26 protein-coding genes are annotated in these 23983 nt (G+C 61.0%); 11 read left to right on the top strand and 15 right to left on the bottom strand.

The window, feature by feature from the left end; genetic code table 11:
• Positions 1 to 8: 8 nt before the first annotated feature.
• The 3 genes from ACWFSR_RS03625 to ACWFSR_RS03615 all read right to left on the bottom strand — a co-directional run bounded on the left by ACWFSR_RS03625 (position 9) and on the right by ACWFSR_RS03615 (position 1460).
• Positions 9 to 683 (bottom strand): SDR family NAD(P)-dependent oxidoreductase, encoded by a 675-nt coding sequence (locus ACWFSR_RS03625; protein ID WP_447523084.1) that lies wholly within the window; start codon positions 681 to 683, stop codon positions 9 to 11.
• 123 nt (positions 684 to 806) lie between these two features.
• Positions 807 to 1193, bottom strand: coding sequence for a hypothetical protein (locus ACWFSR_RS03620; protein WP_197157743.1), 387 nt, complete (start codon positions 1191 to 1193; stop codon positions 807 to 809).
• A 9-nt stretch (positions 1194 to 1202) separates the two neighbouring features.
• Positions 1203 to 1460, bottom strand: coding sequence for a DUF4190 domain-containing protein (locus tag ACWFSR_RS03615; protein WP_197107416.1), 258 nt, complete (start codon positions 1458 to 1460; stop codon positions 1203 to 1205).
• 176 nt (positions 1461 to 1636) lie between these two features.
• On the opposite strand from ACWFSR_RS03615, the gene ACWFSR_RS03610 reads away from it, so the two are divergent.
• Positions 1637 to 2593 (top strand): class II glutamine amidotransferase, encoded by a 957-nt coding sequence (locus ACWFSR_RS03610; protein ID WP_447523083.1) that lies wholly within the window; start codon positions 1637 to 1639, stop codon positions 2591 to 2593.
• Between the two features lie 54 nt (positions 2594 to 2647).
• On the opposite strand, the gene ychF is transcribed toward ACWFSR_RS03610, so the two are convergent.
• The 3 genes from ychF to ACWFSR_RS03595 all read right to left on the bottom strand — a co-directional run bounded on the left by ychF (position 2648) and on the right by ACWFSR_RS03595 (position 6324).
• The gene (ychF, locus tag ACWFSR_RS03605) at positions 2648 to 3724 is read right to left on the bottom strand and encodes a redox-regulated ATPase YchF (protein ID WP_197107419.1); all 1077 of its coding nucleotides are present in this window, start codon (positions 3722 to 3724) and stop codon (positions 2648 to 2650) included.
• Between the two features lie 73 nt (positions 3725 to 3797).
• Positions 3798 to 5294, bottom strand: coding sequence for a CoA-acylating methylmalonate-semialdehyde dehydrogenase (locus tag ACWFSR_RS03600; RefSeq protein WP_197107420.1), 1497 nt, complete (start codon positions 5292 to 5294; stop codon positions 3798 to 3800).
• Positions 5295 to 5403: 109 nt separating this feature from the next.
• A complete protein-coding gene (locus ACWFSR_RS03595) occupies positions 5404 to 6324 on the bottom strand; it encodes a LysR family transcriptional regulator (protein WP_197107421.1) in 921 nt (306 codons plus the stop codon).
• Positions 6325 to 6402: 78 nt separating this feature from the next.
• Here ACWFSR_RS03595 and rmuC point away from each other — a divergent pair, with 78 nt between their 5' ends.
• A complete protein-coding gene (rmuC, locus tag ACWFSR_RS03590) occupies positions 6403 to 7716 on the top strand; it encodes a DNA recombination protein RmuC (protein WP_447523082.1) in 1314 nt (437 codons plus the stop codon).
• Between the two features lie 52 nt (positions 7717 to 7768).
• On the opposite strand, the gene glpX is transcribed toward rmuC, so the two are convergent.
• Complete coding sequence (glpX, locus tag ACWFSR_RS03585; protein ID WP_197107423.1) at positions 7769 to 8758, bottom strand: class II fructose-bisphosphatase; 990 nt, start codon at positions 8756 to 8758, stop codon at positions 7769 to 7771.
• A 212-nt stretch (positions 8759 to 8970) separates the two neighbouring features.
• On the opposite strand from glpX, the gene fbaA reads away from it, so the two are divergent.
• A complete protein-coding gene (gene fbaA, locus ACWFSR_RS03580) occupies positions 8971 to 9996 on the top strand; it encodes a class II fructose-bisphosphate aldolase (protein WP_447523081.1) in 1026 nt (341 codons plus the stop codon).
• Between the two features lie 111 nt (positions 9997 to 10107).
• Here fbaA and ACWFSR_RS03575 read toward each other — a convergent pair whose 3' ends face one another.
• Entirely contained in the window at positions 10108 to 10704 is a 597-nt protein-coding gene (locus tag ACWFSR_RS03575) for a DUF6264 family protein (RefSeq protein WP_197107425.1), read from the bottom strand.
• A gap of 5 nt (positions 10705 to 10709) precedes the next feature.
• Positions 10710 to 11756: a 4-hydroxy-3-methylbut-2-enyl diphosphate reductase gene (locus ACWFSR_RS03570; protein ID WP_197108525.1), complete on the bottom strand. Its 1047-nt coding sequence runs from the start codon at positions 11754 to 11756 to the stop codon at positions 10710 to 10712.
• A 135-nt stretch (positions 11757 to 11891) separates the two neighbouring features.
• Here ACWFSR_RS03570 and xseA point away from each other — a divergent pair, with 135 nt between their 5' ends.
• The 5 genes from xseA to ACWFSR_RS03545 are packed head-to-tail and all read left to right on the top strand — an operon-like array spanning position 11892 to position 16116.
• Positions 11892 to 13112 (top strand): exodeoxyribonuclease VII large subunit, encoded by a 1221-nt coding sequence (gene xseA / locus ACWFSR_RS03565; RefSeq protein WP_197107426.1) that lies wholly within the window; start codon positions 11892 to 11894, stop codon positions 13110 to 13112.
• A 19-nt stretch (positions 13113 to 13131) separates the two neighbouring features.
• On the top strand, positions 13132 to 13380 hold the full coding sequence (locus ACWFSR_RS03560) for an exodeoxyribonuclease VII small subunit (protein WP_197107427.1): 249 nt from the start codon (positions 13132 to 13134) through the stop codon (positions 13378 to 13380).
• Positions 13380 to 14027, top strand: coding sequence for a DUF4245 domain-containing protein (locus tag ACWFSR_RS03555; RefSeq protein ID WP_447523080.1), 648 nt, complete (start codon positions 13380 to 13382; stop codon positions 14025 to 14027). Before ACWFSR_RS03560 ends, ACWFSR_RS03555 begins: the two co-directional genes overlap by 1 nt.
• Entirely contained in the window at positions 14024 to 14665 is a 642-nt protein-coding gene (locus ACWFSR_RS03550) for a carbonic anhydrase (protein WP_197107431.1), read from the top strand. Before ACWFSR_RS03555 ends, ACWFSR_RS03550 begins: the two co-directional genes overlap by 4 nt.
• 53 nt (positions 14666 to 14718) lie before the next feature.
• The gene (locus tag ACWFSR_RS03545) at positions 14719 to 16116 is read left to right on the top strand and encodes a class II fumarate hydratase (protein WP_197107433.1); all 1398 of its coding nucleotides are present in this window, start codon (positions 14719 to 14721) and stop codon (positions 16114 to 16116) included.
• Here the strand turns inward: ACWFSR_RS03545 and ACWFSR_RS03540 are convergent.
• From ACWFSR_RS03540 to ACWFSR_RS03530, 3 genes are all read right to left on the bottom strand, one after another.
• Positions 16113 to 16859, bottom strand: coding sequence for a fumarate hydratase (locus ACWFSR_RS03540; protein ID WP_231604136.1), 747 nt, complete (start codon positions 16857 to 16859; stop codon positions 16113 to 16115). The two genes, ACWFSR_RS03545 and ACWFSR_RS03540, sit on opposite strands and share 4 nt — an antisense overlap.
• A gap of 94 nt (positions 16860 to 16953) precedes the next feature.
• The gene (locus tag ACWFSR_RS03535; protein ID WP_374059110.1) at positions 16954 to 18327 is read right to left on the bottom strand and encodes a PhoH family protein; all 1374 of its coding nucleotides are present in this window, start codon (positions 18325 to 18327) and stop codon (positions 16954 to 16956) included.
• Between the two features lie 176 nt (positions 18328 to 18503).
• Positions 18504 to 19289 carry an isoprenyl transferase gene (locus ACWFSR_RS03530; RefSeq protein WP_197107439.1) on the bottom strand — a complete coding sequence of 262 codons (786 nt, stop codon included), beginning with the start codon at positions 19287 to 19289 and terminating at the stop codon, positions 18504 to 18506.
• Positions 19290 to 19352: 63 nt separating this feature from the next.
• On the opposite strand from ACWFSR_RS03530, the gene trhA reads away from it, so the two are divergent.
• Positions 19353 to 20102, top strand: coding sequence for a PAQR family membrane homeostasis protein TrhA (trhA, locus tag ACWFSR_RS03525; RefSeq protein ID WP_447523079.1), 750 nt, complete (start codon positions 19353 to 19355; stop codon positions 20100 to 20102).
• Here trhA and ACWFSR_RS03520 read toward each other — a convergent pair.
• The gene (locus ACWFSR_RS03520; RefSeq protein ID WP_447523078.1) at positions 20083 to 20442 is read right to left on the bottom strand and encodes a hypothetical protein; all 360 of its coding nucleotides are present in this window, start codon (positions 20440 to 20442) and stop codon (positions 20083 to 20085) included. The genes trhA and ACWFSR_RS03520 overlap by 20 nt on opposite strands.
• 96 nt (positions 20443 to 20538) lie before the next feature.
• Here ACWFSR_RS03520 and ACWFSR_RS03515 point away from each other — a divergent pair, with 96 nt between their 5' ends.
• A complete protein-coding gene (locus ACWFSR_RS03515) occupies positions 20539 to 20994 on the top strand; it encodes a DUF4307 domain-containing protein (RefSeq protein ID WP_197110306.1) in 456 nt (151 codons plus the stop codon).
• Between the two features lie 67 nt (positions 20995 to 21061).
• A complete protein-coding gene (gene greA / locus ACWFSR_RS03510; RefSeq protein WP_197107447.1) occupies positions 21062 to 21553 on the top strand; it encodes a transcription elongation factor GreA in 492 nt (163 codons plus the stop codon).
• 13 nt (positions 21554 to 21566) lie between these two features.
• On the opposite strand, the gene ilvA is transcribed toward greA, so the two are convergent.
• Positions 21567 to 22805, bottom strand: a complete 1239-nt coding sequence (gene ilvA / locus ACWFSR_RS03505) for a threonine ammonia-lyase (RefSeq protein ID WP_231600025.1) — start codon at positions 22803 to 22805, stop codon at positions 21567 to 21569.
• Positions 22795 to 23961, bottom strand: a complete 1167-nt coding sequence (locus tag ACWFSR_RS03500; protein WP_307783918.1) for an AI-2E family transporter — start codon at positions 23959 to 23961, stop codon at positions 22795 to 22797. The genes ilvA and ACWFSR_RS03500 overlap by 11 nt, the downstream gene beginning before the upstream one ends.
• Positions 23962 to 23983: the final 22 nt, after the last annotated feature.

Genomic DNA, 23983 nt, shown 5'->3' with positions numbered 1-23983 from the left:
AGAGCGCACTATTCGCGGCCGTCTTCGAGCGGGATGAGCATCGTGCGGAATTCGCCTTCTGCGGCGTGGATGTCCCAGATGCGAGAAGCGACGTCATCGATGCCGTTGGGCAGCTGAAGCTTGGGAATGCCGCCCGGGATAACGAGCTGACGGATGCGGATCCCCTCCCCTTCGAGCGTCTCGTACAGCATCTCGCCGTAGGCACTCTCGGCGGGGAACGCGAGCGACGTTCCCGCGAAGCCGGCGCGGGCCTTCACCGAGGTGCCACCGTTGATCAGGATGATGCTGCCGTGGCCAGCCTCCCGCATTGCGGGCAGCACTGCACGCACGGTGTGGATGAGGCCGAGGGCTGAGAACTGGAGTGCTTCGAGCGCGAGTTCGGGAGTCAGATCGAGCACCGGCTTCAGGTAGTCGCGCGACGGAAGCGGGCTGTACTGCACGGCGGTGATGGGTCCGAGTTCGGCGGCCGCACGAGCGAGCGAGCTTTCGAGTTGCGCCGGCTCGCGCACGTCCGCAGCAAAACCGCGGGCGGTCACGCCATCCGTTTCGAGCTCAATGGCGAGAGCGTCTAGCTTCGACTGATCCCGTGAAATCAGTGCGACAGCGAAGCCCTCGCGCCCAAACCTGCGGGCGACTGCAGCGCCCAGTCCGGGGCCTGCTCCGATGATGGCGATAACGGGCATGAGATTCCTTCGCTGGACGTGTTTGGCGGGCTGTGCTGCTTGAAAAAGCCTACCGGCGTTCTCCTGATCAATTCGAACGGGATGACTCACGAACAATGGCGATGACGCAAGCGCGTGCTGCCGCTAAAACTCTTCGTCTGTAATGCCTAGTTTCTCTTTAGTAGCGGCCGCTTCGTCCGCGTCGAGCCAAGCGAAATCGTAGCGACCGTTGTGTGGCGACTTGTGGCCGCTGAATTCGAAGTATCCCGCTTGCAGCTCCCGCACGGTGATCCACGGTGGATAGTCTTCCTGGGATCGCTCGTGAGTGCCGTCGGCCCAGACGACGATGTACCAGACCCACCATGTCTGCTGGAAGAGACTCAATGGCGATACGAAGTGCCCTACGACTGACGCGATGTGGCCGGCTTCGACGCCATCTTTCGTTAAGACACCAACGCCTCCCTCGAACGGATCCAGGGTTTCGTCCGGGATCGGAGGCTTGACATGCTTCTTCCAGAAAGACCGAATCATGGTCTAGGCCTAGCCCAGAAGTCCGCTCTGCGTCAGCCCAGCGGTCATGATCGTGAGCCAGACAGCGAAGAAAGCAACTTGGAACAACGTGCCCGCGATGCCGATGATGATCGCTGCGCGAGCTAGCCCGCGACCCGATTCCCCACTCGACGTGATCTGCTTGCGACCCATTGCGCCCAGCACCACCCCCACGATCGGAATCATGAACGCGGCGATGAATCCGATGAGTGCGAGCGTGTTCGTGCGCGGGACAGGGCTTGTTGTCATACGTCATAGTGGCACGACCGCGGAAAGACGTCGTGCGACACTGCGAGACGCGCCTAGTTGTTGGAGCGGAATTCCACCGCGTTCCGTAGCCGATTGACCTCGGTGTGTTGTTCAGATGACCAGCACCGGCTCCGTGCAACGACAGTAGAATTGCAGGAGCCCAACGAAGGAGACTTATGTGCCGCGTGCTCGCCTACCTCGGTCCTGAGACACCACTGGAGAACCTCCTCCTCAAGCCAGAGAACAGCCTGATCAACCAGGCACTCGACCCCGAACGGCACCCCGAGCTCCAGTTGGCCGGATGGGGATTCGGGATCTGGGGCGAGCACCTGCTGAAGCCCGAAGAACCCTTCATCTACCGCCGCCCCATGGCGGCCTTTTACGACGACAACGCCAGCCGGATGATCCCCAGCCTCCAGGCCAGCACGATGTTGGCGCATGTGCGAGCCGCGGCGTACGACTCGAAGGTCGTGATGGTCGACGAGAACTGCCACCCGTTCTCCTTCGAGGAGACCCCGTGGATCGTCGCCCAAAATGGCTACCTGCCGAATTGGCAGCTCCTGCAGCGCGAGCTGCTGCAGCACTGCGAGGATCGGTATCTCAAACAAATGCGCGGGAACACGGACACCGAGTTCATCTACGTGCTACTCCTCTCGCTGCTCGAGGGTGACAGCAACGAGGACGTCCAACGAGCGATCGAGAAGCTCATCGAGCTGATCGCCCAGGCGATGAAGGACCTCGACCTCGGCGCTCTGACCAAGTTGAAAATGGCCCTCGTGTCAGCCGACCGCATCATCGGTATCAACGTCGGCCTCGGTCATCACGGTGAGACCAACCCCGCTGGTGACTGGAAGGAGCTGCGGAAGTCAGCCCCCGACAGCGACGACTTCGCGCTCTCGATGCTCCTCGAACCGATGTACCTACTGATGGGGCGCAACTTCGAGGACGACGCAACGACCTACGATTTTGAGGAGAGCAGCGAGGATGACGCGACCGGTGTCATATTCGCCTCCGAGCCCTTGACCGAGGGTGACGACTGGTCGCTTCTCGAGTTCGGCGAGATCGTCTTCCTCGAGAAGGACGGGGAGCGCATCACCAGAACCACCAACACGCTGAAGGTCTCAGCGCGCTAGGTGTTCTTCTCACAGAGATTGTGAGCAGCCTGGCGTGACGGAAGACGAAAACCCCTAGTTGTTGAAGCGGAACTCCACGACGTCGCCGTCGCTCATGACGTATTCCTTGCCCTCAACGCGGGCCTTGCCCTTGGCGCGAGCCTCAGCGATGGAGCCTGTCTCAACGAGGTCGTCGAAGCCGATGACCTCCGCCTTGATGAAGCCCTTTTCGAAGTCGGTGTGGATGACGCCGGCAGCCTGAGGCGCCTTGGCACCCTTCGGGATCGTCCAGGCACGAGTCTCTTTCGGACCAGCCGTGAGGTACGTCTGCAGGCCGAGAGTGTCGAAACCGATGCGGGCGAGCTGGTCGAGACCGCTCTCTTCCTGACCGGTGCTCGCGAGAAGCTCTGCGGCATCCTCTTCGTCGAGGTCGATGAGTTCGGCCTCCAGCTTGGCATCGAGGAAGATGGCCTTCGCGGGGGCAACCAGGGCTGCCAATTCGGCGAGCTTTTCGGTGCTGCCCAGCACCGCTTCATCCACGTTGAAAACGTAAATGAATGGCTTGGAGGTGAGTAGACCCAGTTCACTGATCAGCTCAAGTTCAATCTTGGTCGCCGCCGACAACGGCTTGCCCTCATTGAGGAACGCCTGCGCAGCAAGCGCAGCCTCGAGAACGGCGGGCTCAACACGCTTGGTCTTGAGTTCCTTCTCGTACCGCGCAACAGCCTTTTCAAGCGTCTGTAGGTCAGCGAGAATCAGCTCGGTATTGATGGTCTCCATATCGGATGCCGCATCAACTTTGCCGTCGACGTGAATAACATCCGGGTCGCTAAAGCCGCGCACGACCTGAGCGATGGCGTCAGCCTCGCGAATGTTCGCCAAGAACTTGTTGCCCAGACCTTCGCCCTCGCTGGCGCCCTGCACAATGCCGGCGATGTCAACGAAAGAGACCGGAGCGGGCAGGATGCGCTCACTGCCGAAGATGCCCGCAAGCACCTTGAGGCGCGGGTCGGGCAGGTTAACGATGCCCACGTTAGGTTCGATGGTCGCGAACGGATAGTTCGCGGCGAGCACCGAATTCTTGGTCAGGGCGTTAAAGAGGGTGGACTTGCCGACATTCGGGAGTCCAACGATTGCAATAGTGAGAGCCACAGAAGACAATCCTACCGGCGATAGCGGCCCCGAGGTACGGGACCGCTATCGCGACGGTAATGCGGACTATGTGTTAGGCGTCGCTCTGCGGGAAGCCCAGGTTGATTCCACCGTGGCTCGGGTCGAGCCAGCGGCTGGTTACAGCCTTCTGACGGGTGAAGAAACGGATCGCGTCGGGGCCATAAGCCTTCGTGTCGCCGAACATCGAATCCTTCCAGCCGCCGAAGGAGAAGAAGGCAACCGGAACGGGGATCGGAACGTTGATGCCGACCATGCCGACCTCAACTTCGCGCTGGAAGCGACGAGCCGCTCCGCCATCGTTCGTGAAGATCGCGGTGCCGTTTCCGTACTGCGAGGAGTTGATCAGGGCGAGCCCTTCTTCGTAGCTCTGAACGCGAATCACGCCGAGAACCGGTCCGAAGATTTCGTGCTTGTAGACATCCGAATCCGTGGAGACGTTGTCGATGAGCGTCGGGCCGAGCCAGAAGCCGTTAGCGTCGCCATCGATCTCGATGCCGCGTCCATCAACGACGACAGTGGAGCCGTCAGCCTCAGCAAGCTCGATGTAGCCAGCAACCTTGTCGCGGTGCTGCTGCGTGATGAGCGGACCCATGTCGCAGGAGCGAGTTCCGTCGCCAACCTTGAGGGTCGACATCCGCTCGCTGACCTTGGCGATGAGCTCGTCAGCAACAGGCTCGACAGCAACGACGACCGAGATCGCCATGCAACGCTCGCCAGCGGAACCGAACCCAGCGTTGACAGCAGAGTCAGCAACGAGGTCGAGGTCCGCATCCGGAAGCACCAGCATGTGGTTCTTCGCGCCACCAAGAGCCTGAACGCGCTTGCCGTGGTGAGCAGCGGTTTCGTAGATGTACTTGGCGATCGGGGTGGAACCAACGAACGAGACGCTGGCAACATCGGGGTGCTCAAGAAGAGTGTCAACGGCGAGCTTGTCACCGTGAACAACGTTGAAGACACCGTCAGGAAGGCCTGCCTCGGTGAAAAGCTCTGCCATCCAGAGCGAGGCGGACGGGTCCTTCTCGCTGGGCTTCAAAACAACCGTGTTACCGGCGGCAACGGCCATCGGGAAAAACCACATCGGCACCATGGCCGGGAAGTTGAAGGGGCTGATGATCGAGACAACGCCGAGCGGCTGCTGCAACGAGTACACGTCAACACCGGTTGACACGTTTTCGCTGTACTCGCCCTTGCTGAGCTGGGCGATGCCACAGGCGTAGTCGAGAACTTCAAGGCCACGGGCGATCTCGCCAGCAGCATCTGAAAGCACCTTGCCGTGCTCGGCGGTGATGATGGCAGCAAGCTCATCCTTGCGAGCGTTGAAAAGCTCGCGGAAAGCAAACATTACCGCGGTGCGCTTGGCGAGCGACGTGTTGCCCCAGGCGGGGAAGGCAGCCTTAGCCGCGGCAACACCAGCGTTGACATCAGCGACGGATGCGAGAGGAACGGTGCGAGCGACAGCGCCCGTTGCGGGGTTGAAGACGTCGCCACGGTTGGGCGAATCGCCCTCGGTAGCGGAGCCGTTGATCCAGTGCGGAATCGTAGAGTACATGGGCCTACTTTCGATCGGAGGTGTGCCCAGTCTGCAACCCATCCGATCTGCAATCAAGGCCTATTAGTGCACGGGCAATCTGCAGAAACGCACACGCTGGTGTGAGGCGCTAGTTGAAGGGCAATAGCTCTGAACCGCGCCGCGCAACCTCGCGATGCAACGCCGCTCGCACCAGCTGAACGGCCTCGACATCCGCGGCCTCTTTGCGCACCGAAAGAGCGAACTCCAAGCGGAAACTGACCTCGTCGGGCAGCACTGCAACGAGGCCTGGTTCGGGCTCGGCCATGAAGGCGTGCAGCAGCCCAATGCCTGCTCCCTGACGCGTGGCCTCGAGTTGCGCAAACACACTCGTGGAACCGAATCCGACGCGCATGCCGCCGAGTACCGGGGCGAGGTCGAGCTCGCGAACCGTGAGCAGGGCATCCACATAAAAGACCAGCGGATGGCTGTCGAGATCGGCAACAGAATGAATCGGTGGATGCGTCGCGACATAGCCGGGCGAGGCATAGAGACGCAGCGCGTAGGCGGCGAGCGGCTCAGAGGCGAGGCGTGAGGTCGCCGTCGTACCGATCGTGATCGCCAGATCGAAGCCTGCGCCACGCAAACTCAGCGGGCGGGTAGAGGTGACCAGCTCGACCGTGATGGCCGGATGCTCCGCCTGCACTGCCGCGAGCGCTGCCGTCACAAAGGTGGCCCCGAATCCATCGGGCGCGACGATGCGCACGGTGCCGCGCACTTCGTCCGCTCCCCCGCTGGTCGCCCCGACGACGTTTTCAACGATGTTCTCGAGCCCGGCGGCGCGGGTGGCAACTTCGCGGCCGATGGCGGTGAGTTCCCAGCCGTCAGCGCCACGGTCAAGGAGGCGCACCCCGAGGGCTGCTTCAAGCCGGTCGATGCGGCGACGCACGGTGGTGTGGTCGACGCCGAGCAGAGTTGCTGCCGACACCATTCGGCCGGCGCGGGCTACAGCAATGAGGTAGCGCAGATCGTCGGTGCTCACATCGAGCGGATGCACGGAATCGCTAGCCATGCGTTAACCCTAGGGGCGCTTCGGGACAACTGCCGCAGGGCATCCCTCAATGTCGTCGCCGACTGGCACACTGGCGGAATGGATCCCCTCGTCGCCCTCATCGTTGGTCTACTCGTGGGCGCCGTCCTCGGCGTCGTGATTGGCCTGCTCATTGCCCGTGTTCGCGCGACCGCGCCGACGGGCCGCGTTGACCCCGAAGTGCTGGAGGCTCGCCATCAGGCGGCGATCGCGAACGTGACTGCCGGCGAGCGCGAACAGCAGTCTCGACTGGCAGCGGAGCTGGCATCCATCACGGCACGGTCTGAAGCGCTGAGCGAGCAAGTGGCGTCACTGCAAGCGCAGTACCGCGAGACCCTCGATCGCCAGCGGGATGAAGCTGCGGCTCTCGTTGAGCGCGAACGTCGCGAATCTAAGGTTCTGCAGGCGCTCACCCCCGTGCAAGAAACGCTACGCACGATGCAGAACAAGGTCACCGAGTTGGAGTCGCAGCGCAGTCTGCAACACGGCGAGCTGAGCCAGCAACTCAAATCAGCCACCGAATCCGAAGAGCGCCTGCGCAGCACCGCCGAATCACTGGCCTCGGCCCTGCGCAACAACTCGACGCGTGGCGTCTGGGGCGAGACCCAGCTTCGCAATGTCGTGCAGGCCGCTGGCCTCATCGAACGGGTCGACTTCGACCTGCAATCGAGCATCAATTCGGATGCCGGTGCCGGCCGCCCCGACATGGTCGTGCACCTTCCCGGCGGCAAGAACATCGCGGTCGACGCCAAAGTTCCCTTCACCGCCTTCTTGGAGGCGAGCCAGATCTCAGTCACCGCGACGGGAGAAGAAGGTGCCCGCCGCGAGGCCCTCATCAAGCAGCACGTCAAGGTGATGCGCGGCCACATCGACACCCTCGCCAGCAAGGCCTACTGGGCCGGGCTCGAGGCCTCCCCCGAGCTCGTTATTGCGTTCATCCCGAGCGAATCGCTCGTATCGTCAGCGATGGAAGCTGACCCGTCAATCATGGATTACGCCTTCAGCAAGCGCGTCGCTCTTGCCTCCCCCGTGACCCTGTGGTCAGTGTTGAAGACGGTGGCGTTCTCCTGGCAGCAAGACGTGCTCACCGACCAAGCCAAGACGCTGTTTGATCTCAGCAAAGAGCTCTACCAGCGCCTCGCCACGCTTGCCGAGCACGCTGACAAACTGCGTCGCTCAATAGACACCACCGTGAACAGTTACAACCAGTTCGCGAACTCGCTCGAGAGCCGCGTGCTCGTGACCGCCCGCAAGCTCAATGCCCTCGACGAATCGAAAGTCATCGGAGACACCCACACGGTTGAGGGCACGCCAAAGCACATCACGGCAGCCGAAATGGAACTCGAACTGCCCACCGACAGCGACGGCCGTTAACGAGAACTGGCGCGCTCTCCGAGACGGAGAACGCGCCAATTGAAGGCTGTCTTTAGTGGTCGAGCCACTTCTCGGCGAGGTGATCAGCCGAAATGCGGCGGATCGTTCCCGAGTGTGAACGCAACACAATCGACTCCGTGCGGATGATGGGGCCGTAGCGACGCACACCCTTCACGAGTCCACCATCGGTGACACCCGTCGCAACGAAGAACGTGTTGTCGCTGGCGACCATTTCGTCAGCAGTGTAGACGTGATCGAACTTGAGCCCGGCATCCATTCCGCGTTGACGCTCATCGTCAGACTGCGGGTACAGGATCGTCTGGATTTCACCGCCGAGTGCCTTGATGGCACACGCCGTAGCAACGCCCTCGGGGCTGCCGCCGATACCAACACACATGTCAATGCGTGTGCCGTACAGCGCAGCGTTGATTCCGCCGGCAACGTCACCGTCGAGCATGAGGCGCGTACCCGCACCAGCTTCGCGGATGTCGTCGATGAGTTGGGCGTGACGCGGACGGTCAAGCACCGCAACCACGATGTCTTCAGGACGCTTGCCCTTAGCCTTCGCGAGCGCGCGGATGTTCTCGCCGATGGGCTTGTGGATGTCGATAACCCCGATGCCTTCAGCACCGGTGACGATCTTGTCCATGTAGAAAACGGTGGATGCGTCGAGCATCGTGCCGCGGTCAGAAACAGCAATCATCGAGATTGCGTTCTGTCGCCCGGCTGCCGTGAGCGACGTGCCGTCGATAGGGTCAACCGCGATGTCGCAGGCTGGCCCGCGACCGGTGCCGACGTGCTCACCATTGAAGAGCATGGGGGCGTTGTCTTTTTCGCCCTCGCCAATAACAACAAGGCCATCGAAGTCGACGGTGCCCAAGAACTTGCGCATCGCATCAACCGCGGCGCCATCGGCGCCAAGCTTGTCGCCCTTACCGATGAAGGGAACGGCGCGAATCGCGGCCGCTTCGGTTGCCCGCACAAGCTCAAGAGCGAGGTTGCGATCGGGGTGGAGGAATAGCGTGCCGGTTTCTGTACTCACCTAGAGGCATCCTTCGTTGAGAGTGGTCGACTGGGGACGCGCCGGTGGTGGTCAGCGCAGCCCTCAGTCTATCCGAATCGTTCCACCGCCTTCGGTCGTTACCGGAGAGATCGCACTAACGTGCAACAGTTCGCGCCCACACAGAGGCGGTGGATAGAATCGAGGCGAGCCGGACCAGAGCGGTAGTCGGTACCGCATGAGGAGAGACAACAATGCCAGTCGCAACCCCAGACCAGTACGCAGAAATGCTCGACAAGGCGAAGAAGAACTCCTTCGCCTACCCCGCCATCAACGTTTCGTCGTCGTCCACCATCAACGGCGTGCTTCAGGGCCTCAGCGATGCTGGCTCTGACGGCATCATCCAAGTCACCACGGGTGGCGCAGACTACTTCGCTGGCCAGTCGGTCAAGGCACGCGCATCCGGAGCACTCGCTTTCGCTGCGTTCGTCACCGAAGCCGCCAAGAACTACCCCGTCACGGTTGCTCTGCACACCGACCACTGCCCCAAGAACGCTCTCGATGACTTTGTCTACCCGCTCATCGCGGCATCCGAAGCTGAGGTCAAGGCCGGTCGCAACCCGATCTTCCAGTCGCACATGTGGGACGGCTCAGCTGTTCCCCTCGACGAGAACCTCGCCATCGCACGCGACATCCTTCCCCGCATGAAGGCCATCAACTCGATTCTCGAAGTTGAAATCGGCGTCGTCGGCGGAGAAGAAGATGGTGTCAGCCACGACATCAACGACAGCCTCTACACGACGCTAGATGACGTGATCGCTACCGTCGAAGCGCTCGGCCTCGGCGAGCAGGGCCGCTACATCGCAGCCCTCACCTTCGGCAACGTGCACGGTGTGTACAAGCCCGGAAACGTGAAGCTTCGCCCTGAACTGCTCGGTGAAATCCAGGCCGGCATCACCGCGAAGTACGGCACCGATGCTAACCCGCTCGACCTCGTCTTCCACGGCGGATCAGGTTCGACCGATGAAGAGATCGCGACCGCTGTCGCCAACGGTGTTATCAAGATGAACATCGACACCGACACCCAGTACGCCTACAGCCGCTCGATTGCGGACAGCGTTCTGAAGAACTACGACGGCTTCCTCAAGGTTGACGGCGAAGTTGGCAACAAGAAGATTTACGACCCCCGCGCCTGGGGCAAGACAGCAGAGTCGGCTCTCGCCCTCCGCGTTGTTGAAGCCACCAAGCAGCTCGGTTCGGCTGGATTCTCCAGCAAGTAGCGCTCGTTGCGAATAGGGGTTGACCTTCGGGTCAGCCCCTATTCGTCGTTAACAGCGGCGGCGGCTTTGTCGCCGCCAGCAGCTCGGCGCACTCAAAGACAGCAGGAACGGCTACTGCAGGCTTTCGACGTACGCCATGAAACCGGGGTCGCTGAGCACAGCAACGAAGATCGCCACCATGAGCGCTAGCCCCGCGACGCTCGCACCGATGAGGGGAATCCAGAAGGCGATTCGTTTGCGCTGAATTTGCAGCAACGCGAAGATGATGGTGAGCACGAGGGCGGCAATGCGAACGATGTTGGCAACGCCGCCGGCATCCGTGGCGATGGCGTCAGACGAGAAATCGTCCATGCCCTGAGCCGCGAGGCCCTCCCGCAGCACCGGGCCAAGGTTAGCTACCGTGCTGAACGTGTTGATGATGTCCGCCACGCCGAAAAGCAACAGGGTTGCAGTAAGAAAGACGTCCCACAGGCGATGTTTACGCGCGGGTGCCTCCGCGTTAGCGCCGTGACCGGTGAGGCCAGCCGCCGCACCACGCTGATGCTGCGCGTTGAGCGAGGAATCGGGAATGATCGGCATGATCGGCGGTGCCATCGCGGCAGGATCAGTCGCTGACTCTCCAGCGCCGACCTCGCTCGTGCCTTCTGGCGCGGTGGGAGGCAGGGGTGCATACTCGCCGTATTTCGGGCGTGGGCGCGGGTCTGTCATAGATTTTATTGCCAATCAAGTTTGCGATTGCGGCCACCGAGGCCACGCTCATCGGGGTTGCCTGCAGCGTCGGTGCGCAGTTCTTTGGGCAGCGAGAACATCAGATCTTCCTCGGCGGTGACGACAGTCGAGACGTCGCCGTACCCTGCTTCTGCGAGGTCAGCCAGCACTTCTTGAACCAAAACTTCGGGAACGGATGCTCCGCTCGTGACGCCAACCGTGGCGACACCGTCGAGCCACTCTTGCTTGATCTCGCTGGCGTAATCGACTCGGTAGGCCGCTTTAGCACCGTATTCGAGAGCGACATCGACGAGGCGCACCGTGTTAGAGCTGTTGGCGCTGCCGACGACGATGACGAGTTCAGCGTCTTCAGCAACCTTCTTGATGGCCACCTGACGGTTCTGCGTGGCGTAACAAATGTCGTCGCTCGGCGGATCTTGAAGTGTAGGGAACCGTTCGCGCAGCAGGCGAACTGTCTCCATCGTTTCATCGACGCTCAACGTGGTCTGCGACAGCCAGACGAGGTTGTCGGTGTTCTCGACCACAATGTTGGGCACATCGGCGGGGCTATTGACGAGGATGGTGCGCTCGGGCGCGTGGCCCATCGTGCCTTCAACCTCTTCGTGGCCATCATGGCCGATCAGCAAGATTTGGTAGTTGTCGCGAGCGAACCGCGTTGCTTCGCGGTGCACCTTCGTGACGAGCGGGCAGGTTGCGTCGATTGCATGCAGCTCGCGGTCGGAGGCTCCCTTAACAACAGCCGGCGAGACACCGTGGGCAGAAAAGACAACGGTTGATCCTTCGGGGATCTCGTCGACCTCATCCACAAAAATGGCGCCTTGCGCTTCGAGCGTCGTCACGACGTGAATGTTGTGAACAATTTGCTTGCGCACATAGACAGGAGCGCCGTAGTTAGCGAGCGCTTTTTCGACAGCAATGACAGCGCGGTCGACTCCCGCGCAGTAGCCGCGCGGGGCCGCTAATACGACACGTTTTGAGCCTGCGACCGGCAAATTTTTCAATTGCTCTCGGCGTGCGGGCATAGGGGGCATCGCTAGCGCTTGGGCGCTTCCGTTAGAAATCGTGCTCACTTGGATGATTCTACCGAACACCGCTGCACGAACGCCGAACGGAGAGCAGTATCAGCGGCATCCTCTACCCTGTAATCACAAGCTTGAGGAGGCTAGGTGACGATCACAGAGGGACCGCCCACCGTCGATACTCCATGGCCGGTGTCGGTGCTGTCGCACAAGATCCGCGGCTGGATCGAACGACTCGGCACGGCCTGGGTCGAAGGCGAGATCACCCAGTGGGGTGGTTCGGGCGGCAACATCTACGGCAAGCTCAAAGACCTTGAAGTGGATGCCACCATCTCGTTCACCATTTGGTCGTCGGTGCGCACCAAGTTGCCCAAGGATCTCAAGCAGGGCGATCGCGTTGTCGCGCTCGTCAAACCTAACTACTGGGTCAAGGGCGGAACGCTCACCATGCAGGTGCTCGAGATGCGGCACGTCGGGCTTGGCGACTTGCTCGAGAAGCTCGAACTGCTGCGCCAGAAATTGCGCGCCGAGGGCCTCTTCGAGCACAAAAAGCCCCTGCCCTTCTTGCCCAACTGCATCGGGCTTGTCACGGCGAAAGACAGCGACGCTGAAAAAGACGTGATTCGCAACGCTCAGCTACGCTGGCCCGCCGTGAAGTTCCGCACCGCCCATGCGGCCGTGCAGGGCGAGCGTGCCGTCAACGAGGTGTCTCAGGGCATCCGAGAATTGGATGCCGATCCCGAGGTCGATGTCATCATCGTCGCCCGTGGGGGTGGCGACTTTCAGAACCTGCTCGTGTTCAGCGATGAATCCTTGGTGCGCACGGCCGCGGCCTGCGTCACTCCGCTGGTGTCGGCGATTGGGCATGAGAACGATCGACCGCTGCTCGACGAGGTTGCTGATTTGCGGGCATCCACCCCCACTGATGCGGCGAAACGTGTCGTGCCGGATGTCGCTGAAGAGTTGAGTCGCGTGCAGCAAGCGCGTTCAGGCATGCGACTGCGCATCACCCAGCGCCTCAGTTATGAGGGCGATCGTTTGGAATCGCTGCGCACCCGTCCGGTACTAGCGAACCCGGTGTCGCTTGTCGACGCGCACGCCGACGAGCTTTCGCGGTACGTCTCGCGCAGCAACGAACTGGTAGAGCGCGCGATTGAGAAAGCACACGCCGGGGTCACCGAGCTGACGGGCCAATTGCGAGCCCTCTCCCCTCAACGCACACTGCAGCGCGGCTATGCCATCGCGCAACTGCCTGATGGCACTGCCGTGCGTTCCACTTCTGATGCCCCCGACGGCACTGAGCTCCTGCTCACCGTTGCCGACGGCAAGATTTCCACCACCGTTACCGGCCAGCCGGCAGACGACTAGAGAACAGTAGAATTACATCGTGGCTACCCCCAATGAAACCCCTGTCAGTGAGCTCAGTTATGAAGAAGCTCGGGATGAGCTCATTGCTGTAGTCAACGAACTCGAACAGGGTTCGGCAACGCTCGAACAATCGCTGGCGTTCTGGGAACGCGGCGAGGCTCTCGCCCAGCGGTGCGAAGAGTGGCTGATTGGCGCCCGCGCCCGGCTTGACGCCGCCCGCAGCGCCGGCACGGCTAGTGACTCTGCTGACGCGAGCACCGACCAGTAATGGCTAAGAACACCGAACCGCGCATCGTCGCTGAGCTGGGTCGCCCCGAGACGCCAGAAGAGACTTTCGCGCGCAAGGCAGAGAACTCGCGCAAGCACCGTGCCAACCAGACGCTCCTCAACCTGGTCGGCGCCACGGTGGCATCCCTCGTGGTCGTGTTATTTCTTGTGCTCGTTGTTGTTCGCCCCGGCGAAGAAACCCCCGTGGTCGCCGACTACCAGACCATCGCCGCCGATGCTCAAGTCGATTCGAGCGCGCCGCTTCTCGCCCCCTCCTTGCCAGAGTCCTGGTACGCCAACTCGGCGCGACTGGGAACCACTTCGTCAGTGCAGACCTGGTACATCGGACTTGTGACGCCATCCACCGACACCTCGGGGGCGCAGTTCATCGCGCTCGAACAGGGCATCGAAGCGAACCCCACGTGGGTCGGAATCGTGACGGATGGCGCCCTCGCGACCGGCACGATCGTGATCGATGGAATCGAATGGACGATTTACGATCGCCGTTCGGACTCGGACACCGGAAACTATGCGTACGTGCTCTCGGCGGAGCTTGCAGGCAGCACTGTTGTGCTTCACGGAACCGCCGCCGATTCAGAGTTCGAACTACTTGCGGCATCCATCGCCGCCGATGTGGAGACACCATGACGAACCCCACCAAAACACCCGCCCAAGTGTGGAATGAGATGTCGCGCGGCAACGAGCGATTCGTTTCTGGCGCACCGGCGCATCCCCGTCAAGATGTAGATCGTCGCACCGAGCTGGCCAATGCTCAAGCACCGCACGCCGCGCTGTTCGGCTGCAGCGACTCCCGCCTCGCAGCCGAAATCATTTTCGACAAAGGCCTCGGTGATCTCTTCGTCGTGCGAAACGCCGGTCAAGTCATCTCCAGCTCCGTCGTGGGCTCTCTCGAATATGCGGTGAGCGTGCTCAACGTTCCACTGATTCTCGTTCTCGGCCACGACGAATGTGGTGCTGTTGCTGCTGCCATCGAATCCCAGACAGCGGATGCTCCCGCGCTGCCCCCACACATCCAATCGTTGATTTCAAAAATTGTGCCCGCCGTGCGTCGCGTTGCTGGCAGTGAATCTGGCACCGTGGAGATCGACTCGATCAATGCGTATGACGTGGGACGCATTCATTTGCGCGCCACCATCCTCGAACTCATGAATGCGTCCGAACTCATCAGCGATGCTGTGGCCGCAGGTACCCTTGCAGTAGTAGGCGCGAACTACCGTTTGCTTGAGGGTCGGGCTGTGCCCGATCTCGTCATCGGCACGGTTTAGCGCCCTCCACCACGTCTCACCCAGTTCGCTCGCAAACAAAGGATTACAACGCTGTGACGAGTTCCACCGAATACCGCATCGAACACGACACCATGGGCGAGGTACGCGTGCCCAAGGATGCCCTCTACGGCGCTCAGACGCAGCGCGCAGTAGAGAACTTTCCCATCTCGGGCACCGGCCTTGAGCCCGCTCAGATCGTCGCTCTCGCCCGCGTCAAGCGTGCCGCCGCAATCGCCAACAGCGAACTCGGCAAGCTCGACCCCGCCATCGCGGATGCCATTGTGGGCGCCGCAGACCAGATCATCGACGGTCAGTTCCACAACCAGTTCCCGGTAGACACCTACCAGACCGGCAGCGGCACCTCCTCGAACATGAACATGAACGAAGTTCTTGCGCGACTCGCCACCGACTCGCTCGGCAGTGCCGTTCACCCCAACGACCACGTGAACGCATCGCAGTCGTCGAACGACGTGTTCCCCACCTCGGTGCACCTTGCCGTGACCGGTGCGCTTATCGGTGACCTCATCCCGTCGCTTGAGCACCTCGCTGCAGCGCTCGACGTGAAGGCAGAACTGTGGAAGGGCGCGGTCAAGGCTGGCCGTACCCACCTCATGGATGCCACTCCCGTCACCCTCGGCCAAGAATTTGCCGGCTACGCCCGCCAGATTCGTCTCGGCATCGCCCGCATCCAGTCGGCAATCCCCCGCGTCGCAGAGGTTCCCCTCGGCGGCACCGCCGTCGGCACAGGCATCAACACCCCACTCGGCTTCCCGCAGCGCGTCATCGAGATCCTCGCCGAGAACTCCGGTCTGCCGATCACCGAGGCTGAAGACCACTTCGAAGCTCAGGGTGCGCGCGACTCCCTCGTAGAGGCATCCGGTGCTCTTCGCGTGATCGCCGTCTCCGTTACCAAGATCTGCAACGACCTCCGCTGGATGGGCTCAGGCCCCAACACCGGTCTCGGCGAATTGCAGATCCCCGATCTCCAGCCCGGCTCCTCGATCATGCCCGGCAAGGTCAACCCGGTCATCCCCGAAGCCGTGCTCATGGTCTGTGCTCGCGTTATCGGAAACGACGCGACGATCGCGTGGGGTGGAGCATCCGGAGCCTTCGAACTCAACGTTGCGATCCCCGTGATGGGAACCTCGCTGCTCGAGTCGAGCCGCCTGCTCTCCAACTCGCTGCGCGCCCTCGCCGACAAGACCGTTGACGGTCTCGAAGCGAACCTCGAGCGCGCCCTCGCCCTTGCCGAATCATCGCCGTCGATCGTGACGCCGCTGAACAAGATCATCGGGTACGAAGCAGCGTCCAAGATTGCCAAGCACGCTGTTGCACAGTCAATTACCGTGCGTGAAGCCGTCATTGATCTCGGCTTTGTTGAGCGCGGCGAAGTCACGCTCGAACAGTTGGATGCCGCCCTCGACGTTCTGTCGATGACGACACCTGGCTAACTAGTTGTATCAAGCAGTGTGAGCGGCGTTCCGTCGAGGCCCTCGACGGAACGCTCTCCGATCACATCATTCAATGTGATCGGGATGAGCACTGAGCCGGTGAGGTCTTCACCGAGCGGGCACGCTTCTGCGTTGTCGGGCTTCGAACCATCGCTTGGCGTGGGCAAGCCATACTGAACCGCGATTTGCACGCTCTCGGGCCCCTCAACGACGACAACCCGACGAGGAACACACAGCAGCGGGCCACGCACATGAATCAAGACATCAGCTCGACCAATCGTCGAATCTGTTTCGTCGGGCTCACTGCCGATGTAGCCCGGAATGTTCGTGGTGCCTAGCCGCGAAAAGGGTTCGAGGTCGAGCAAGTACAGCGGCGCCGCCTCATCGTCGTTCACCGGGAGGTAATTCTCGATCGGTACCTCAACGAGGGCGGGATCAGGCGTCGTCGCGGGTTGGAACGTGCGGTACACGAACAACGGTGCTGGCGATCCCCACGTCTGTTCGAGAACGCTGACGTGCGAGGGCTCTTGCGGTGTGCGTGCGGTAGTAGCGATCACGGCGAAAACCACCACGAGCAGGGCGAGCCCGAGCGCAATGCCAGCGATGAGTTGGCGAGAAGCGTAAGCCGCGCCGCCTGGCTCTGAGGAGTGGGCGTTAGCTACCGACCACGAAAAAAGGCTCCGCCATTGGTTTCGGGGTGCGAGTATCGCCCACACCACGGCAACCCCAAGGGGAATTGCCAAAAACCACCACACCGAGCCCACGAGAAAACCTTACGTTGTCTGATCGCGCCGCGCTGACACTCACGCGGCGCGCTCAGACTTTGAGAGCCAATCGTTAGGCGATGTCGTTGCCCTCCAGAAGCTCGGTGACGAGGGCAGCGATTGCCGATCGTTCCGATCGCGTGAGGGTGATGTGCCCGAAGAGCGAATGTCCCTTGAGCGTTTCAATCACTGAAGCGACTCCATCGTGGCGTCCGACGCGGAGGTTGTCGCGCTGTGCCACATCGTGGGTCAACACCACACGTGAGTTCTGACCGATGCGGCTGAGCACCGTCAACAGAACATTGCGCTCAAGCGACTGCGCCTCATCCACAATCACAAATGCATCGTGAAGCGAACGACCACGGATGTGAGTGAGCGGAAGCACCTCGAGCAGTCCCCGATCAAGCACTTCCTCGAGAACGTTTTCCGAGACAACGGAGCCGAGAGTGTCGAACACTGCCTGCGCCCAGGGGTTCATCTTCTCGGCCGCATCGCCGGGTAGGTAGCCCAATTCCTGACCACCGACGGCGTAGAGCGGACGGAACACCATGATCTTGCGGTGCTGCTGCTTCTCCAACACTGCTTCCAAGCCAGCACACAGAGCGAGGGCAGACTTTCCCGTACCGGCGCTTCCCCCGAGCGAGACGATGCCCAGTTCAGGATCAAGAAGCATTTCGATCGCTAGTCGCTGCTCGGCGCTACGACCGTGCAGTCCGAAGATTTCGCGATCGCCTCGAACGAGCGACATCGTGCCGCGGGCCGTCACCCGGGCCAAGGCCGAACCTCGTTCGGAGGTGACCACAAGCCCGGTGTTGATGGGCAGATCTCCCACCGCCCGCGTCTGCAAACGCTCCTTGTCATAGAGCTCGGCGACCTGATCGCCGCTGAGTTCAATCTCAGCCTGGCCAGTCCACCCCGAGTCGACAGCGAGTTCTGCGCGGTATTCCTCGGCCGCGAGACCGATGGATGCCGCCTTCACCCGGAGGGGAAGATCTTTCGAGACGACCGTGACGTCCAGCCCCTCGTTCGCGAGGTTGAGCGCAACGGCAAGGATTCGCGAGTCGTTATCGCCCAGCTGCAGCCCGGAGGGAAGCACAGACATATTGGAGTGGTTGAGTTCGACGCGCAGCGTGCCACCGTCGTCGCCCACCGAGATGGGAAAGTCGAGGCGCTCATGCTTGACGCGCATCTCGTCGAGACTGCGCAGCGCTTGCCTGGCGAAGTACCCAATCTCGGGGTCGTTGCGCTTGGCTTCGAGTTCGGTGATCACTACAACGGGCAGAACAACATTGTGTTCAGCAAACCGCTTGATCGAGCTCGGATCGGAGAGCAAAACTGATGTATCAAGAACGTAAGTACGTTCGGCTTGTCGTTGGGCCCGCCCTCCCGCCTTCGACGTGGTGATCGTGGTCTTGGGGGTTGCTAGGTCGGCCAACGTGCACTCCATCCCCGAGTGCGAGCACTCGGATCCAGTCTGCGAAGACGGCCAGTACTTTACGAAAACGAACTTACGTGGCCGTCTCGATCAGGCGCCATACCTGATGGATTGAACGCTAAACCCGTCACGCAATCTGGGCGCAGCGACACGCCACAAGACACCATCGCGTCACATTTCGTTCGCGGTTAGGCACCGAAGCGACGGTTGCGCCGCGAGAAATCACGAAGGGCGCGCAAGAAATCGACTTCACGCAGATCGGGCCCGAGTGCTTCCATGAAATACAACTCGCTGTGGGCAGATTGCCACAACATGAAGTCGCTAATACGCTGCTCCCCCGAGGTACGGATAACGAGGTCGGGATCGGGCTGACCCTTGGTGTAGAGGTGCTCACCAATGAGTTCGGGAGTGAGAAGTTCAGCGAGCGCGTCAAGGCTGTGACCTTCATCGCTATGGTTGCGCACGATACGGCGCATGGCTTCGGCGATTTCGTGGCGTCCGCCGTAGCCGATGGCGAGGTTCACGTGCAGGCCGGTGTTGTCTGCGGTGCGCTCGTGAGCACCCTTGAGCTGCGCTTTGAGCTGCTCGGGGAGACCAACATCCGATCCCACATGCTGAACGCGCCAGTCGCGGAAGTGCGACAGATCTTCGGCAAGGTCACCAATGATTGTGAACAGCTCTTTCAGCTCTTCTGGCGATCGGCTTGTGAGATTGTCGGTGGAGAGCAGGTAAAGCGTCGCCACTGAAATGTCGAGGTCGTCGCACCACACCAAAAACTCTCGATACTTGGCCGCACCGGCTCGATGGCCGTGCGCTGCCGTCTCAAGATCTTTCAATTTAGCCCAGCGCCTGTTGCCATCAATGATCATGGCTACGTGGCGCGGCAATTGCTGGCCCTCTAGCTGGCGCCGCAGTTTTTTCTGGTAAAGACCGTAAAGAAAACCGCGACCTAATGCAGACTGTCGCTTACTCACGGGACTACGTTAGACCACTGCGGCGCTCAGCAAGTGAATCTACGTCAGGCGTAAACTGTGAGCATGAACCAAGATGCCGCCGATATCGCTGCTGCAGCGGCCGTTGAACAGGAAGACGCCTCGCGCCTTCCCGAGCTTCCGTTCGTCGATGATGTGATGACGAACGACCCGGCGGAGAAGAAGCCGACGTGGCGTGGTTGGATCCACGCGGGCACGTTCCCCGTTGCTATAGCGCTGGGCGTCATTCTGCTCGTGATGGCCGATGGCACCGCTGCCAAGGTCAGTTCAGCAGTGTTCGTCGCCTCGTCGCTCATGCTGTTCGGCATTTCTGCCCTGTACCACCGCTTCAACTGGAGCGAGAAGACGCGGATGATGCTGAAGCGTTTCGATCACTCCAATATTTTCTTGCTCATTGCCGGTTCCTATACCCCGATCACGGTTTTGGCGCTTCCGCCGGAGAAGGCGACCATTTTGCTGTGGATCGTCTGGAGCGGCGCTGCTCTCGGCATCGGCTTCCGGATCTTCTGGGTAGGGGCCCCGCGCTGGCTCTACGTTCCCCTGTATGTGCTGCTCGGTTGGGGCGCGATGATGTTTATCGTCGACTTCTTCCAAGCGAACTGGATCATGATGACCCTCATCTTGGCCGGTGGACTGTTCTACACCGTTGGTGCCGTCATCTACGGTCTCAAGCGACCGAATCCCGTGCCCGGAGTGTTCGGGTTCCACGAGATTTTTCACACGCTGACGCTACTGGCGTTCCTCTGCCACTGGGTCGGCATCTTCCTTGTGGCGACTAATCCGCCCGTTGTGTAGGCGCAGCATCATCAGCATCGCCCGCATCAGCATCGCCGGAATCAGCCGAATCATCAGCCGCACCCTCGGTGAGACCATCAGTTTTGCCGGCGGCAGCAGCCTGCTCGGCCCGGATCGTTTCCTGCGCGAGCGCCCGGTAGCGAACGCGGCGCACGCGACGGTTCATGTCCATGACGATAACCAACGTGGCGACCGCGACGAACAGGATGCCGATGAAGCCGAGCACGCCGGGAGTGACCAAGTTGGGGTCGCCCTCGTAGGCCGGGTACAGCGTCGGCTCAGGGCTGGGAGTAGCCGTCCAGAGAATCGCACTGGTTGCGAGCGAAGTGAAAGAAATCAACTGTTGTCCTCTGGGATGTTCACTCCATGATTTCATCATGCGAGTTTGCGAATAACCTTGCAGTAACAAGAATACCGTCGCAAGAAGGAGCCCCGCGTGCCCGAAGCATCCAGTAACCCCACTGGCACGGCTCGCAGCGCCGCATCCGGCACCGCAGCAGCCACCGATTTGGATGCCCGTTATGGTCGCAGCCCGAAAGCGAAACGCAACAACCGGGTGATTGTGATCGCCGTCGCAGTAGCCTTCGTTGCGGTCTTCACGGCCTGGCTGGTGTGGGGCGGCCTGTTGGAATCACCCGCTCAGTTCGAGGCAAAAGACACCGGCTACGAGCTCATTGATGACACTGCGGTCGAGGTGCGGTGGCAATTCAACGTTGCCGAGAACCAGGATGCTCGCTGTGCAGTGCAGGCCCTCAACTCCACTTTTGCCATCATCGGTTGGAAAGTCGTCGACGTTCCCGGGAGCGATCAGCGCAATCGGGAGTTGAGCACCACCGTTCGCACGACCGAACTAGCAGTGTCAGGCTTGATCTACCGGTGCTGGCTCACCTAGGCTGTAGCAAATCATCTCGAAACCGGTCGTCTTCGGCCGGTTTCTCTTTTGTATAGGGAGAAACACAGTGGCTGCAGAAAACGACGTCACGTGGTTGACCCAGGAGGCGTTCGACCGTCGCACCGCCGAACTGGAACAGCTCACGGGCGAAGCACGGTACGACATCGCCAAGAAGATTGAAGCCGCCCGCGAAGAAGGCGACCTCAAAGAGAACGGTGGCTACCACGCTGCCAAGGAAGAGCAGGGCAAAATTGAGGCCCGCATCCGCGTTCTCACCCAGCTTCTTCGCCATGCCGTAGTCGGCGACGTTCAAGATGACGACGGTGTCGTTGAGCCCGGAATTCTGGTCACGGCCGAGATCATGGGCGAAGAAAGTGTCTTCTTGCTCGGCAGCCGTGAAATCGTTGCCGAAGATAGCGATCTCGATGTTTACAGCGAGAAGAGCCCGCTCGGTCTCGCCATCAACGGGCTCAAGGTCGGGCAATCGAAGAAGTACACCGCCCCTAACGGCAAAGAGATTACCGTCAAGATTCTGAAGATCGCGACCTACTCCGGCTAACTATCTAGCCTGACTAGAAGTCGACCTGAGGGTCAAATCCTTCGTCTCTGAGCCGCGCGAGCACTGACTCCGCGTGCTCAGGGCCACGGGTTTCAATGTGCAGTTCGAGCTGAACCTGGCTGAACTGCACTTTGTTGTTGTGCCTGCTGTGCAGCACCTCAACAACGTTGGCGTTCGCTTCGGCGACGAGCGCCGAGATGCGCGCCAATTGACCGGGGCGGTCAGGCAGCGGGATGCGCAAACGCAAATAGCGTTCGGATGCCGAAAGTCCGTGACTGATGATGCGTTCCATCATCATGGGGTCGATGTTGCCACCGCTCAGCAGCACCACAGTGTTGCCGCTTGGCGAGATCTTGCCCGCCAAGATGGCAGCAACTCCGACCGCGCCCGCCGGCTCGACGACCTGCTTGGCGCGCTCTAGAAGAACGAGCACCGCGTAGGCGATCTGGTCGTCAGAGACGGTGATCACTTCATCCACGAGGTCGCGGACCATGCTGAAGTTGAGCACGCCCGGGCGGCTGACAGCGATGCCGTCAGCGATCGTGGGAGTGGTGCGCACTTCAACGATTTCGCCCTTCTCGAGCGAGGGGGTGTACGCAGACGCGTTGGCTGCCTGCACCCCGATGACGCGCACGTTACGGCCTTCGAGGCGGGCACGCTGTTTGATCGCACCGGCAACGCCGGAAACGAGTCCGCCGCCGCCGATGGGAACGATGATCGTGTCGACCTGGGGAACCTGATCGAACACTTCAAGCGCGAGAGTTCCTTGACCCGCCACCACATCTTCATGATCGAAGGGATGGATGAGCACGGCACCGGTCTCTTCAGAGAAACGGGCGGCCGCACGCAACGGCTCTTCGACGGTGTGACCGCGCAGTACGACCTCGGCACCGTAATCGCGCGTGGCCTGCAGCTTCGGCAGGGGCACGCCTACGGGCATGAAAATGGTCGACTTGATACCTAGCTCACGGGCGGCGAAAGCGACGCCCTGGGCGTGGTTTCCGGCCGAGGCGGCCACGACTCCGCGCGCCTTCTCCTCCTCGGAGAGCCCCGCAAGACGGTTATAGGCTCCACGCAGCTTGAAGGAGCCCGTGCGCTGAAGGTTCTCGCACTTGAGAAAGACGGGTGAGCCCAAGATTTCCGCGAGAAAACGCGAAGTCTGCATGGGGGTGACATCGGCAACTTCTGCGACCCGGACGCGTGCTGCTTCGTACTCAGCGAGCGTGGGGCCGGGCATCCGGTTATTTACCATTACCGAGCACGTCCGTGATCGTGGGGCGACCATTGAGACGCCAATCGCCGCTGGCGATGTATTTGGTCATGACATTGACGACCGCGACGAGCGGCACGGCAAATAGCGCGCCGGGGATACCGGCCACGAATGAGCCAGCGGCTACCGCGAAGACGACGGCGAGGGGGTGAACCTTCACTGCCGTGCCCATCACGAGCGGCTGGAGAATATGACCTTCAAGTTGTTGCACAAGCAAAACGATTCCCAACATGATCACGGCGGGGAGTGGACCCAAGAAGACGAGGGCGATGAACACCGCGAGCGCCCCTGTAACAAGTGCACCCACGACGGGGATAAACGAACCTAAGAACACGGCGACGGCAATGGGGATGACGAGCGGGAACCCACCGTAAAACAAACCGAGGATCCACGCACCGACGCCGATGCCGATGGCATCCACCGCGGCCACAAAAATTTGCACCTTGACGAACGTGGTGAGGGTGAGCCATCCCGCTACTCCGGCGCCATCGACCGCGTTACGAGCCTTGCGCGGGAAGAGTCGAACAGTCCACGCCCAGATGCCCTTGCCATCGACCAATACGAAGATGGTTGCGAACAGGCTCAAGAGCGCACCGGTGAGAACGTGACCGGCTGTGGAACCGACCGAGAGGATGCCCGAGACGAGCGCTTGAGAGTCACGCTGGATGACGTCAAAAATCTCGGTGAGGTAACCATCGAGGTCTTGGTCACTGAGCTGCAGCGGAGAGTTGCGCAGGAATTCACGCAGGTTCTCGTAGGCGGTGGCCGACTGAGTTTGAAGAGCGGGCAGCCCGGAACGGACTTGGCCGACGACGACCACAACGAGGCCGCTGACTACGGCAAAAAATCCGATCAAAACCACAGTGACGGCAAGCCAGCGCGGCCATTTAATGCGCACCAAGAAACCGACAACGGGAACGAGAAGCGCCCCGATAAGAATCGCGATCAGGAACGGAATCACGATGTATTTGAGCGTAATCACCAAATAGATGAGAACTGCGACGAGGCCCAATACGACAAGCATGCGCCAGGAGTAGGCAGCCGCTATCGAAAGCCCGGCGGGAACCTCAGCGGCGTCTGTTGTGCTGGCGCGTGACGAGACCCGACTGTCTGGTTTCTTAGGTCGACCGAATATCACGTGCCTATCTTAGTTGTGCCAG

The sequence above is a fragment of the Salinibacterium sp. NYA9b genome, assembly GCF_976973725.1.
Note: the sequence above shows the minus strand (reverse complement) of the source record. Positions and strands in the feature narration are given on the sequence as shown.

Bases quoted from the DNA above. Each gene is read 5' to 3' on its own strand.
- fbaA (WP_447523081.1), top strand. From the start codon at position 8,971: ATGCCAGTCGCAACCCCAGACCAGTACGCAGAAATGCTCGACAAGGCG.
- ACWFSR_RS03625 (WP_447523084.1), bottom strand. From the start codon at position 683: ATGCCCGTTATCGCCATCATCGGAGCAGGCCCCGGACTGGGCGCTGCA.
- ACWFSR_RS03550 (WP_197107431.1), top strand. From the start codon at position 14,024: ATGACGAACCCCACCAAAACACCCGCCCAAGTGTGGAATGAGATGTCG.
- ACWFSR_RS03555 (WP_447523080.1), top strand. From the start codon at position 13,380: ATGGCTAAGAACACCGAACCGCGCATCGTCGCTGAGCTGGGTCGCCCC.
- ACWFSR_RS03570 (WP_197108525.1), bottom strand. From the start codon at position 11,756: ATGCCCCCTATGCCCGCACGCCGAGAGCAATTGAAAAATTTGCCGGTC.
- trhA (WP_447523079.1), top strand. From the start codon at position 19,353: ATGAACCAAGATGCCGCCGATATCGCTGCTGCAGCGGCCGTTGAACAG.
- ACWFSR_RS03615 (WP_197107416.1), bottom strand. From the start codon at position 1,460: ATGACAACAAGCCCTGTCCCGCGCACGAACACGCTCGCACTCATCGGA.
- rmuC (WP_447523082.1), top strand. From the start codon at position 6,403: ATGGATCCCCTCGTCGCCCTCATCGTTGGTCTACTCGTGGGCGCCGTC.
- ACWFSR_RS03620 (WP_197157743.1), bottom strand. From the start codon at position 1,193: ATGATTCGGTCTTTCTGGAAGAAGCATGTCAAGCCTCCGATCCCGGAC.
- ilvA (WP_231600025.1), bottom strand. From the start codon at position 22,805: ATGGTAAATAACCGGATGCCCGGCCCCACGCTCGCTGAGTACGAAGCA.
- ACWFSR_RS03535 (WP_374059110.1), bottom strand. From the start codon at position 18,327: ATGGAGTGCACGTTGGCCGACCTAGCAACCCCCAAGACCACGATCACC.
- ACWFSR_RS03600 (WP_197107420.1), bottom strand. From the start codon at position 5,294: ATGTACTCTACGATTCCGCACTGGATCAACGGCTCCGCTACCGAGGGC.
- ACWFSR_RS03575 (WP_197107425.1), bottom strand. From the start codon at position 10,704: ATGACAGACCCGCGCCCACGCCCGAAATACGGCGAGTATGCACCCCTG.
- ACWFSR_RS03595 (WP_197107421.1), bottom strand. From the start codon at position 6,324: ATGGCTAGCGATTCCGTGCATCCGCTCGATGTGAGCACCGACGATCTG.
- ACWFSR_RS03610 (WP_447523083.1), top strand. From the start codon at position 1,637: ATGTGCCGCGTGCTCGCCTACCTCGGTCCTGAGACACCACTGGAGAAC.